Raw genomic sequence first — 11,117 nt, 5'->3', positions numbered from 1 at the left:
GCCCCTTGGAGAAGGACAAGACATATGCTTTTGTTGCGTAATATACGGCCATACGCGGACCACCGGGCTGATAACCAACCACAGACGCGACATTCAGAATCTTTCCATGCTTGCGCGCCAGCATTTCTGGAAGAACCAGCCGGGTCAAGGAGGTCAAGGCTACCATGTTTAGCACCTGCATTCGCTCGAGGGCCTCGAGTGACATGCTGTGAAATTCGCCGTAAGCTCCGACGCCGGCGTTGTTGATGAGAATGTCGATCGTTGTGTTCGCCTCCAATAGTTCCGACCACAAAGTTTTCGGAGCGTCAGGTCTCGATAGGTCTTTCGCACAGGCACTGACCGGAACACGGTATTCGGTCTGGAGCTGTACCGCTACTGCTTTCAATTTCTCGAGGGAACGCGCGACGAGAACGAGCGGGTGACCATTTGCCGCGAGCACGCACGCGAGTTCGAGTCCGATCCCGGTGGAAGCGCCGGTAACGAGAGCAGTTTCCTTTTGTCCGTTCTGTTGGCTCTCCATAAAAAATCTCCTGTCTCATCCGCGGGTACTCTAGATCATTTTTGATGACTTGCAAAGTCCTCATCGTACAAAATGCCGCGTGCCGCACCGTCGCCCCACCACCAGACGAAGCCCGGCTCTTGCACCGATCTTGCGCGATAAAGCATATTTTTGCGTCCCTAAGTGACGCGTAATGTGTGCGCAGGAAGATACGGGAAACAGGAGTTTTAATGATAATGTTGCGCCTTCCAGGGGAATAAAGGAATTCATTGCACTAGCAGCGGGCCAGCAGATGCGGATCGAGCACCACAACTGAACAGCCCAATTCGCTGGATCAGAACTATCGCAGGAGCGTCTGGCTGTCGCGCGCCGCGCGGCAAGTGCAACGCACCAATGCAATCCACGCTGCATCCTATTCACTAATGTGTCGACACCAAAAAAATGAGAGATGGTGTCCATTACACGTAGTCATCATGCGGACAGCGGACTTCGACCAGATTGTTGAACAAGCTTTTCATCGCATTCCTGTGCGCTTCCGGAGGCGCATGCATAATGTTGCGGTGATTGTCGAGGACGAGCCATCACCGCTGCAGCTCCAACGGGGCAACGCTTCACATGCTAGTACTTTGCTCGGTCTGTATGAGGGACAACCGCTGGCGTACCGCAGTGTTTGGGAGAGCTTTCAACTTCCGGACAGAATTACGATATTTCAGGGTCCTCACGAGCGTATGGCGCGCAACCGCAAGGATCTGGTGCGTTTGGTCGAGCAAACGCTATGGCACGAAATCGCACATCACTTTGGGATGAACGAGCAGGAGGTTCGGGCTGCCGAGCGATTGAGAAAAATGCGGCGTATTTGGCCTCATTGAAGCTGACAGCGACTACACCGTTTGCGGTCCCACGTCGGTCCACGTTCTTCCTCTCTGGGCCAGTTCATAACACGAGGTGCCTTTAGCGTTGCAGGCGGTCCTCCATGGTCCTTGTCGTTATTCTGATCGCTGCCGGTGTCACGACGCTCTCTCACGTCGCTCCGTCCCGGTTTCTTCTCGATCTGGCCTACGATGATGTTGCCGTATGGCGTATGCCACAATGTGGCCAGAAGACGATTTACCTGACATTCGACGATGGTCCGAATCCTGGGGTCACTCCTGCATTGCTGGATTTGTTGAGACGCAAGGAAATACGCGTAACTTTTTTCCTGATTGATGAACACCTAAATGAGGCAACCGCCCCCATAGTCGCGCGAATGTTCGAAGAGGGTCATGCCGTCGCACAGCATTCCGGCAATCGTTGGCTGTTGCTGCGCTCCTCGGATGCTCTTTCGGCTGAATTGCGAGCTGCGGCCGATCGGATGCAAGTGCTTACGGGCCATCGACCCTGCCGGCTATTCCGTCCTCATGCGGGATGGCGCAGTATCACAATGATGCGCGGTCTGAGGCGGTCCGGATACAAACTGGTTGGCTGGAGTTGGATGACTTGGGACTGGATCTGGTTCCGCAAGCGTACGGGGCCGCGAGTCGCGGCACACCTGATATCGCACGCGGGGCCGGGTAAGATCATCATCATTCATGACGGCCATCACCGAGACCCAAATGCGGACCGGCAGTACGCCATCGAAGCGACGGCACGCGTTGTTGACAGTCTATTAGCGCAGGGGTATGAGTTTCGCAGCTATGCAATGTTGTCGATGACCACTGAGTGTGGAGCAGCTATCCAAGTCTGCAAGACTTACCGACAGAAGATTGTGCTTGCAACACATGGTTTTCCGCCGTATGGCGCTTGGAACTGCAAAAGCGGGCCAGTGTTCGGAAGAATTGCATACAGGAGCAACCAGCAAGCTTGTTTCTGGATGGCGCGGACCGGCAGCGTTTCGGTACAGTCATCGTGAGTAGTTTGAGATGTGGGATCAGGCCCTGGACGAACTCACTTCGACGGGTGATCTTCTCGCGCAACCTTCATTTGACAAAGACGACTCAGTCGCAAAGCCAAGGATCGAAGAACAATGAAACGGAACATCATCAACGCGGGCGTCCTCTTGCCATTCTTCTTTGTCGGCTTTTCTCAGCAATGGGGAGCAGCCGAACCCCAGAAACCGAATACTCAGGTTGCTGAAACGGACGCAGAGAAGAGAATTCTCGCAGTGCTCAGTAAGATGGTCACGTCGCAGAAGACATACCTAAGCGTTCCCATCCAAGACGGAAAGGCGCTACGGCTGCTCACGGAAGCAAAGGGAGCAAAGAACGTGGTCGAGATCGGCACGTCCACCGGGTATTCGGGTCTATGGCTTTGCTTGGCACTCCAGAGGACTAATGGTCGCTTGACTACCTTTGAGATCGATCACCAAAGGGCATCCATGGCTCAACAGCACTTCAAGGAAGCTGGTGTGGAGAAGATGGTGAGCATCATCGAAGGTGATGCTCACGAGCAAATCGCGAAGCTAAAGGAACCTGTCGACGTTGCGTTCATCGACGCCGACAAAAGCGGCTACGTCGATTACCTGCATAAACTTTTGCCGCTCATCCGTCCGGGTGGGCTGATTCTCGCACACAATGTGGATATGGTTCCTGATTACATCAAGGAGGTAACGAGCAATGCAGACTTGGAGACGATTTTTTATACGGAGGGCGCCGGGCTGGCTGTGACTCTCAAGAAGCGCTGACGTGACCAGATTAAATGTGTCATCCCACGGAAGTTACTCTCGGGTTCAAACAATGCAGCGCCGCGCTAAACTGTCCTCATGTGTGGTCGCTACGTCAGACACTCCGATAAGCAACGCATCGCGGAGCACTTCCATGTCTATGGGCCATCCGTTCCTGCCTTTGGTCCTTCTTGGAATGTGGCACCGCAAACTTTTCAGCCCGTCGTCCGCCTCAATCGCGATACGGGTGAGCGCGAGATCGTGATGATGCGCTGGGGCCTGATTCCATTCTGGGCAAAAGAACCGAAAATCGGCATCTCAACCATCAATGCCAAGGCCGAGACAGTGGCTACGGCGTCTTCCTTCCGTGAGGCATTCAGGAAAAGGCGATGCCTGGTTCCGGCCGATGCCTTCTTGGAATGGCAAAAGATCGATGCCAAAACCAAGCAGCCGTTCGCCATTGCCTTGAGATCGGGTGAGCCATATGGCTTCGCGGGTTTATGGGAGCGCTGGCACGACAAGGCTGCGGGTGCGGACCTACTCACTTTTTCGGTGGTTACCACCGATGCGAATTCGGTTGTCGAACATCTACACGACTGAATGCCGGTGATTCTTCTCGAGCGCGACTACAGCCGCTGGCTTGACGTTGACTCCCCGCAGTTACCTATGGACCTGCTTCGACCATATGATGCAGACCAGATGACAGCCTTGAAAGTGGACAAGCGAATAGGCAATGTTCGCAACGACACTCCCGATCTCCTCCAGGAACAGTCGGCGGCACCCGAAGAGCCGAGCCTCTTCAAGGACACTACTGCATAGCGGTTGAGATCAGGAGGCAAGCATCCTGATCTCAACGCAGCGTCATGCAGTGTCCGCCGTTAGCGGCCAGCCACGCTCACAAAATGAGTGGCAGCCGGTGTCTTCCTCTTCTCGAAATCAGCAATCAATTCCTGAATGCTGGCTTCGCGCACGACTCCGGAAGCAGCTGACCTCATGCAAGACGAGGCCACTTTGAGTTGAGCGTTGTGATAACCGCGCCAAAAAGACGGCGTGGTACGGGGACGGGAACGGGCGTACAGAGGCATAGGCTTACCCCGCAGGTTGACGTAGGTTGTCGGATGAACGCATAGTCGGCTAAGCTCCGACCGCGCGGAGTGGAGAGAACTGGACTGGGAATGAAGCCTGACCGGGTGGTTCAGGGTTGCGGTTGAGGATCGGCTCTACCCGCAGCACCGCTTCACTGCCACAGAACACCACAGCGATAGGGCCGGGAGTTAGAAATCGTGTTGCAGTTTTCGCAATAAACCGCCTGGTGCAACGGGAATACTGCAGATCGCAGGTCTCGCGTGAAGTTCTAAGACTTTCGCCATCGAGCGTCACCTCTGGGAGGCGTTACCACCTCCATTCTTTTGGGGTTGTATGAGAGAAGCGGCCCCCGACAGCGAACGCTTCATCTTCGTTCGTGAGCCGACGGATCGGAAAGTGATCGACTCCGAAGGTCTCGATGATCACTTCTTTGTGGCCCTCACAAAACACTTCTTTGTCGATCACCCAGGCCGCTGCCCGCCTGCACATCGAGCACTGGAGGAATTCCATGGTTGACCTCAGAACAAGGAAAAAGGGATGCGATGTTTCGCATCCCTTCGGTCCTGTTTGGCACGACTAGTCAGGCCGCTGACTTGCTCGGAGCGGCCTGCGTCATCTCGTCTAGCAGGTTCTTGAGCACACCGAAGTTCGGCACCCTGGCCAGAGAGACTGGACGCCGTGGTGGTCGAGAATCGAGTAGAACTTTGTCTCTGGGATCTCGGCTGCAATCTTCCTTACTTGAGCCATTCCCCGAGTGGCGCTCTCCACCCAGTTCAGTACGCTTTGTTGTAGCTGCTGGTTGGGAATATCGCGAGCGGAACGTACCTGCGCAACCATCGTCAGAATACTCTGATACAGAGCCTGGCCAAGCTCCTGACGATGCCCCTCGATCTTCGTGGTGACGCTGGCATCAAGAGGACCCTTTGCAACAGCCGAGGAGGATCTTGGCCGCTGGTCCGGCTTCCCGCTTGCATTCGGCTGCGGTGCCGACGCTCGGCTCTTCGGAAGCGCCCAAGCTGGTAGGCTCGGAACGTTCTTGGGCTGCTTATTCTCGTTCAGATCAACCCACATCTCAGCAAAGCTGTAGAAATACCGGCCGAGGCCGAAGCACGAGCACGCAGGTTTGAAGGCTTGCGCCTCTGCACTCGTCATTGCGTTTTCGTCATCGGCCCACTCCTCGCCGCTGCCACTGTGGCTTCCGATGCCGGCGATGGTCACTGTGCAGGTCACCAGCACCTTGCCCGTCTGGACCGTCTTGTCTTTCTTCTGCCTGGTTACAGGCGAGATGGTGTGGACCGTGTACTGCCGGGTCCATCCACTCGCAGTGAGGACTTCGTTCAGCCGGTCCGTGTACGCCCGCGGATTGGCATACGGTGTGACACGACCTTTGCGGCCGTCGAGGGATGTAGCTGCCACAAGCCATTTGACCTCATCCTTGTCGAATGGCTCTTCTAGACGCAGCAACACGTTCGCAATCTCTTGCGTTTTTGCTTCCATGATTTCACCTGCTTTTTGAGGATTTCTAAGGAGGTTTGTCTGAAATGGCAAGCGTGGACACCTTTCACTCACCGCGCGCCATGACAGGAACGCCAACTGCAGCAAGCAGAGAGGGGTTGAGTGATTTGGCAGATCACTCAGAAGGGTGGCAGGTCGTCGTCCGTGATACCGAGTTCGCCGTACTCCTCTTCTGCTTCGTCGTGCCGTTTGGTCCGACCCTGCGAATCACGCCCGTTGCTCACCCCACGGCTATTGCTGGAGCCTTCCGTCGGCGACAGCAAGCTGATCTCATTGACGACGATCTCGGTGCGATAGGCTTTCTTGCCAGTTTCTTTGTCATCCCAAGAGCCCGTCGTGATGCGTCCCTCGACATAGAGTTTGGATCCCTTCTTCACATAGTCGCGAAGAATCTCGGCACCTCGCGCATAACCAACAAGGTTGTGCCACTCCGTCCGCTCCTGCCACTCGCCACCTTTATCCTTGAACCGTTCGCTGGTTGCCAAGGACAGGTTTGCGACGAGCGTACCGCCCGTCGTCGATCTGATTTCGGGGTCCTTCCCGACGTTTCCGAGCAGGATTACCTTATTGACAGTCTTTGCCATGATTACGTTTCTCCTATTCCCACGCCTTTGTCGTTCCGGCGTAAAGCCTTAGCGATCCTCAATGGAAAACGTGCTCGATCGCCTCCTCGGGTCTGATCGGCTGATAGCCGTGAGCTGAGTAGCGAAAACAGGTCCCATCTGGAGCAATGTTGAGATACCCTCTCGTGTCTCTGTGCTTGTACAGATGAATCTGTTCGGAACGTCCCATGAACATAAAGTCAGCACACAGAGATGGGCCGAGCATCCGTTCGAGAGGCTGCCAATCCGCGCTCATTGACGGCCTCTGCGAGCGCGCGAACGCTGGCTGCGGAGTTTCTTCGAACATGCAGCCCAGCAGATACACAAGGCCGCCCGTGAGAGTCATCACCAACGCGTAATCGATGACTACGAAGTCGAGGCCGAATCTCCGTATCATCGCCGCGGCCGCGACAATCGAATGCAATACGACCACAACGGAAGCCGCCCACAACGCATGACGAGCCACGCGGTGCATTGCAATCCGCTCGCCGCACTTCCGGACTTCGAGCAGGATAAATGTTCCGAAGTAAGCGGCCAGTACATACCATTCCTGTGCAACCATTCCTACGATTGACCTTTCAGCAATGTGCATTTTTGCTTTGCTCCTGTCTGCCGGATGACGATGTGGCCACTTCTGAACTCGCCTGGTCCTTTTCCCTCGTTCGTATGGTTCAACTAAGAAAAGGTGCTGTGATCTCTCCGCTCGCTATTTGCCGCACGATAGCCATCAGTCCGACAAACATCGGCACTGAGGCCACAGTGTTGATTTGTTGAATCCGATGAACCTTTCGTTCCAGACTGTGCTCTTCTTCATCATGTTTGATATCGAGCTCAATCTTCAGCCGCACCAAAAGCAGCATCGTGACCACGATGGCTGCTAGAGCAGCCGGCCGATTGTCAACATTGTGTGAGGCGACTCCCAAGGTGAATAGGCACAACCCAAAGCAACGGAGGCGCTCGTAGATGCGGGGATGATGCCAGTCGATCATGCTGACACCTCAAGCGCGTGTCTTCGCGTCCCTGCTTCAAGCAGATGACAATGGCGGCATCCTGTGCAGCAGACCGCCTCGGTGACCTTGAGGGTCGCCTCGATCCAAGGGGTATCCGGCAGGCCGTGTTCGCCGCTTCGAGTAAAGAAGTGAGGCATGGCGCCACCACGAAACGCTGAATCTTTACCCCACAGTTCCGTTTCGAGCGTGCCGTTGCGGCCCAGAAACAGAATTTGGCTCCTTAGCTCGGGGCGCTTTCGCTCCGCACCCTCCAGTGAGTGCTGCGTGATCAACAGGTCGTAGGTTTGCTCGTAACGAAACATCTCCACTCGAATCAGTGCTTCTTCGACAACAACAGCGTGAACACCGTTCGGAAGAAAGTTCTGCACTCGCTGAAGCCAAGGCAGCGTCTCGCCGTCCTTGCCGACGAACCCAACATAGTGTCCAAGGTCCGCCACCGCGCCGCCTGATTCCTCTCCACGCAACTTCCATTCATTGGCCCGTTGCTGGTAAACGATCTCAAGTTGCGGCCGACAGCGGATCCCTGTCTCTCGAATCTGCTCTCGGGTTTCTGCGGGAAAAGTCGGGCCGCGACGTGCCATGGTGGTAAGCCGACTGTCTTTCACGCTCCCTCCTCTTTTTATCGATGTGTGCGTACGGGGATGGGCTGACCCAGCGCCTCGCGGATCATCTCCCGAGTGCACCCGGCCCAGCATTTGTAATGGCGAGGGTCTGCAATCGAGATTGCTAGATTGTCCATCGCTCGGTCACGGACCTGGATGGCGCAGGATGGGCATTGCGTCCAGTAGTTGCCGCTTCGTTTGGCTCGAACCTTGACGTGTTGCAGGATCTGAAAACTGTTTTGGTTCGTGTCGTACTGTGGGCGCTCGATCACCGGCCGGCTTGTGACGGACTCGGGAATCGACAGGCCTTCAGTAAAGCTCTCAAGTTCCGACGCAGTGAGGCGCTTTACCGTGCGGAGGTACTCGAGCTGTTCCACGAGACCGCTTGCAGCATCCTCAAACCAATAGCGGTGCATGTTGGCTCGATGAATGCCAAGAGGAGCTCGGATCGCGTTCCCAAACTCCTCAGCTCCCAGCTCGTCCTGGCGGGGAAAGACTTCGATCCCGTCCACCTGCTTGAATGCTCCTTTGATCGGAACATCCAGCCGGAGGGCGAGGTTATATATCGAGGTTATATATATAGATACGGCACAGCCTCGCCGGCAGCGGCTCAGCGCAGAGAATCCACAGGTGCGCACCGCGCCGGGACATCTCTACGATAGCGTGAACTCCATCCTGTTCAAGCTCCCATTTGAGGGTCCGCAGATCGCGGTAGGCGCCGTCGTAATCGGCGTCGATCGCGACCCATTTCGAACATTGCGTCATGGGGTTGATGGCATAGAGCCCGATGGTTTGTTCTCCAGCAAGGTGCTTCCGAACGCCCTGCTCGTTGAGAGCCAGCCGCTCTTTTGTCTGCCGATCCCGCGCCTGGTAGAAGAAGTACTTTCTCGACTTTTCATCCGGTCGATCGGTTTGCCGGGTGTAGGCCCGCCGATTGACGAACCACGTCATATATTCCGCCGCTTGCTCAACAGTCGCTGGCAAGAGTTCCGCGCGGGCGAGGTGGTTTCCACGCTGAAGTGTCCAATGACGACATGGTTCGTCCTCCCTTCCTCCAAGGTTGTGTAGTTGTACCCCGGTTCTGAAACTCGGTCAAATGAACCAGAACCTAGTGATTTTGCTAGAGAGCAGGCACAAGTGAGACATCTTGAGCCACCAAAGCCGGAGCCGCTATGGCAGCGGCTCCCTTTGCGGCGGGGCGGGGTCTTCGGTTGCGACGATGACGATGATGGGAATTGCCGGGGTGACTGCTCACGAATCTCACCAAGTGGTGAATGCGTAAGGCATGTTGGAAATCCTCGCCATTCAGCGTGTCCTCCTTCTGCTCAAAACGAAGCCAAAAGAAGGCCTGCAGCCGCTCGATGTAGGCGTAAATCGCTCCCCTGTTAGGGCGGCCCGGAACACTCTGAAGCAGGAGAAACCCTCCGGTTTCCTCAACCAGTCGTTCTGCACGTGCCTCACCCACGTCCAGGAAGGCTCGAAGCGCGTCCCAGCGATTTGCTTTGGGCGTTAGCCCAAGGTCGGTGACGGACATCACATAGTCCACATACAAGCTGCCTAGCAGCTCGCGCTTCGAGTAGCGACGATAGCGGTTCGACATGACCTTCTCCTTTGAAGTGGGTCTACAGAAATGACAAGACCCCCGCGCGGGCGGAGGCTGGATGAACGAGCGAACTGCTATGAACAGCTATGCGTTGCGATCGACGGTTGCAAGACCATCGTCGTACTCATGCATGGAAACGGTGTCCTGGATGCGCCGGAGATCGCTAAACGTGTGCTGCCAGATGTTGCTCAGCGTCCAAGCCCAGGGAACCATCAATAGCAGGACCAACGCGAACATCACACCGTTTCCGAACGTGTTGTAGAGAGCTATCGGACAGATCAATCCGTCCGCAATCGTCAGGATCAGGCTTATAGCAAACCGCGCCAGTGCGCGGCGATAGAGGTCTGTACTAGACATACACTTTCTCCTTTCTCAGAGACAGGGTTGCCCGGCAGGCGGAATCTACCTTCCGGAGTGACGGTTCACCTGTACTTCGGTAGAGCAGACTCTGTCCGTGTACGGTGTGGTGCTTACAGCGGGAGCTTTGGCGATAGGACTTAAAGCGTGTACCAACGCTCCAACACTGCAAGCGTCAGCTGGGTGTCCAAAGTTGAGCGAGCACGAATGCCTGTACGCGCCATGGTCTGGAGGTAGACGGAGAATCTTTGATGAGCGTGGATTTCTCGTCCGGATCCGCTGGGCGCAACAGTCCAGCGACGATGAGCCGCTCGCGGAGAGACAGACTGGGGGAAAACATGATGCACCTCATTCAATTGAGTTTCAGTGGTTTTTCTGCTATGGCCTTGTTATCGCCAGTTGAGTGCGTAATGCAACTTGCTAACATGCGACTACAAGGAAGCCAGCACTTGTCACATCTTAGCCCTGGGTGCACAATACTAGGCGCATCACTTATCAAGCCAGCCTCGCGTCGAGCGCGCACCATAGTCTCTGTCTTCTTGCTGTTAGGGGCCCGTAAGGCGGAACCGAAGGGAAGAGGTGAAAGAGATGCTGTTTGGAAAATCACTCATAGCTAAAGCCACGCTAACGATCTCGGTTCTGATTGCCGCGACAGTGTTTGCTATCCCCTCTGCGCAGGGGCAAAAGACAGCGACACCAACTCCGGCCATCCTCACCACTCCGGACAAAGTTGACACAGCAATAGGCACGCTCGAGTTTAGAGACGGTGCGCCCAGCGCAGCCACCGTCCAGAAGGTCTACGACAATCTCCTCTACGTGCGCGGCGTCGATGCGTTCATGAACAGCTTTTCGGGTGCATCGGCGTATGCCATTCGCAAGGGCTTTCATAGCATTGGGGCCGAAGACAACACGATTGTCATCTTCTCCGAGTTGATGGACTCGAACTCGCTCTTTCTCACCGCCAATGCCGATACCATCTACACTGTCGCCACTCTCGACGTGACGAAAGGCCCGTTGGTCATCGAGGTGCCCCCAATGGCCCTTGGCACTCTCAACGACATGTGGTTCGGCTGGATCATCGACATCGGTGCTCCTGGCCCCGACCGTGGAGAAGGGGGCAAGTATCTGATCCTGCCACCGGACTATGACGGTCCGATACCAGACGGCGGTTTCTATGTTGCGTGTTCGAAAACAAACCATGTTCT

17 protein-coding genes are annotated in these 11,117 nt (G+C 55.6%); 7 read left to right on the top strand and 10 right to left on the bottom strand.

The genetic code is table 11. The features are described from left to right. On the bottom strand, positions 1–520 hold a 520-nt coding region (locus tag Q363_RS27630; protein ID WP_035357127.1), incomplete at its 3' end, for an SDR family NAD(P)-dependent oxidoreductase. A 452-nt stretch (positions 521–972) separates the two neighbouring features. On the opposite strand from Q363_RS27630, the gene Q363_RS27625 reads away from it, so the two are divergent. The 6 genes from Q363_RS27625 (at position 973) to Q363_RS41365 (ending at position 4,739) form a co-directional block, all read left to right on the top strand. After that, the gene (locus Q363_RS27625; RefSeq protein ID WP_051979416.1) at positions 973–1,368 is read left to right on the top strand and encodes a metallopeptidase family protein; all 396 of its coding nucleotides are present in this window, start codon (positions 973–975) and stop codon (positions 1,366–1,368) included. A gap of 104 nt (positions 1,369–1,472) precedes the next feature. Beyond that, a complete protein-coding gene (locus Q363_RS27620) occupies positions 1,473–2,387 on the top strand; it encodes a polysaccharide deacetylase family protein (RefSeq protein ID WP_035357125.1) in 915 nt (304 codons plus the stop codon). Positions 2,388–2,501: 114 nt separating this feature from the next. Further along, positions 2,502–3,158 (top strand): O-methyltransferase, encoded by a 657-nt coding sequence (locus Q363_RS36945; RefSeq protein ID WP_051979415.1) that lies wholly within the window; start codon positions 2,502–2,504, stop codon positions 3,156–3,158. A gap of 78 nt (positions 3,159–3,236) precedes the next feature. After that, a complete protein-coding gene (locus Q363_RS27610; RefSeq protein WP_245632518.1) occupies positions 3,237–3,737 on the top strand; it encodes an SOS response-associated peptidase in 501 nt (166 codons plus the stop codon). Continuing rightward, a complete protein-coding gene (locus Q363_RS44840) occupies positions 3,738–3,956 on the top strand; it encodes an SOS response-associated peptidase family protein (protein ID WP_245632517.1) in 219 nt (72 codons plus the stop codon). 600 nt (positions 3,957–4,556) lie between these two features. Continuing rightward, positions 4,557–4,739: a hypothetical protein gene (locus Q363_RS41365; protein WP_157467692.1), complete on the top strand. Its 183-nt coding sequence runs from the start codon at positions 4,557–4,559 to the stop codon at positions 4,737–4,739. A gap of 105 nt (positions 4,740–4,844) precedes the next feature. Here Q363_RS41365 and Q363_RS27600 read toward each other — a convergent pair whose 3' ends face one another. From Q363_RS27600 to Q363_RS27560, 9 genes are all read right to left on the bottom strand, one after another. Next, the gene (locus Q363_RS27600) at positions 4,845–5,720 is read right to left on the bottom strand and encodes a Rad52/Rad22 family DNA repair protein (protein WP_035357120.1); all 876 of its coding nucleotides are present in this window, start codon (positions 5,718–5,720) and stop codon (positions 4,845–4,847) included. Positions 5,721–5,857: 137 nt separating this feature from the next. Further along, positions 5,858–6,322 (bottom strand): single-stranded DNA-binding protein, encoded by a 465-nt coding sequence (gene ssb / locus Q363_RS27595; protein WP_035357118.1) that lies wholly within the window; start codon positions 6,320–6,322, stop codon positions 5,858–5,860. A 58-nt stretch (positions 6,323–6,380) separates the two neighbouring features. Then, on the bottom strand, positions 6,381–6,932 hold the full coding sequence (locus Q363_RS27590) for a hypothetical protein (RefSeq protein ID WP_035357116.1): 552 nt from the start codon (positions 6,930–6,932) through the stop codon (positions 6,381–6,383). 79 nt (positions 6,933–7,011) lie between these two features. Beyond that, complete coding sequence (locus Q363_RS27585) at positions 7,012–7,329, bottom strand: hypothetical protein (RefSeq protein WP_035357114.1); 318 nt, start codon at positions 7,327–7,329, stop codon at positions 7,012–7,014. Next, positions 7,326–7,955, bottom strand: a complete 630-nt coding sequence (locus Q363_RS27580) for a hypothetical protein (RefSeq protein ID WP_157467690.1) — start codon at positions 7,953–7,955, stop codon at positions 7,326–7,328. The genes Q363_RS27585 and Q363_RS27580 overlap by 4 nt, the downstream gene beginning before the upstream one ends. Before the next feature lie 14 nt (positions 7,956–7,969). Then, a complete protein-coding gene (locus Q363_RS27575; protein WP_035357111.1) occupies positions 7,970–8,464 on the bottom strand; it encodes a TOTE conflict system archaeo-eukaryotic primase domain-containing protein in 495 nt (164 codons plus the stop codon). 46 nt (positions 8,465–8,510) lie between these two features. Beyond that, positions 8,511–8,903: a TOTE conflict system archaeo-eukaryotic primase domain-containing protein gene (locus Q363_RS27570; protein ID WP_157467688.1), complete on the bottom strand. Its 393-nt coding sequence runs from the start codon at positions 8,901–8,903 to the stop codon at positions 8,511–8,513. A gap of 169 nt (positions 8,904–9,072) precedes the next feature. Further along, the gene (locus tag Q363_RS27565; protein WP_035357107.1) at positions 9,073–9,552 is read right to left on the bottom strand and encodes a hypothetical protein; all 480 of its coding nucleotides are present in this window, start codon (positions 9,550–9,552) and stop codon (positions 9,073–9,075) included. 87 nt (positions 9,553–9,639) lie between these two features. After that, complete coding sequence (locus Q363_RS27560) at positions 9,640–9,912, bottom strand: hypothetical protein (protein ID WP_035357105.1); 273 nt, start codon at positions 9,910–9,912, stop codon at positions 9,640–9,642. Positions 9,913–10,500: 588 nt separating this feature from the next. On the opposite strand from Q363_RS27560, the gene Q363_RS27555 reads away from it, so the two are divergent. Further along, positions 10,501–11,117: DUF1254 domain-containing protein (locus Q363_RS27555; RefSeq protein ID WP_157467687.1), on the top strand; the 617-nt coding region annotated here is incomplete at its 3' end.

The sequence above is a fragment of the Edaphobacter aggregans DSM 19364 genome (assembly GCF_000745965.1).
In the GTDB taxonomy this organism is placed as follows: Bacteria; Acidobacteriota; Terriglobia; order Terriglobales; family Acidobacteriaceae; genus Edaphobacter; species Edaphobacter aggregans.
Note: the sequence above shows the minus strand (reverse complement) of the source record. Positions and strands in the feature narration are given on the sequence as shown.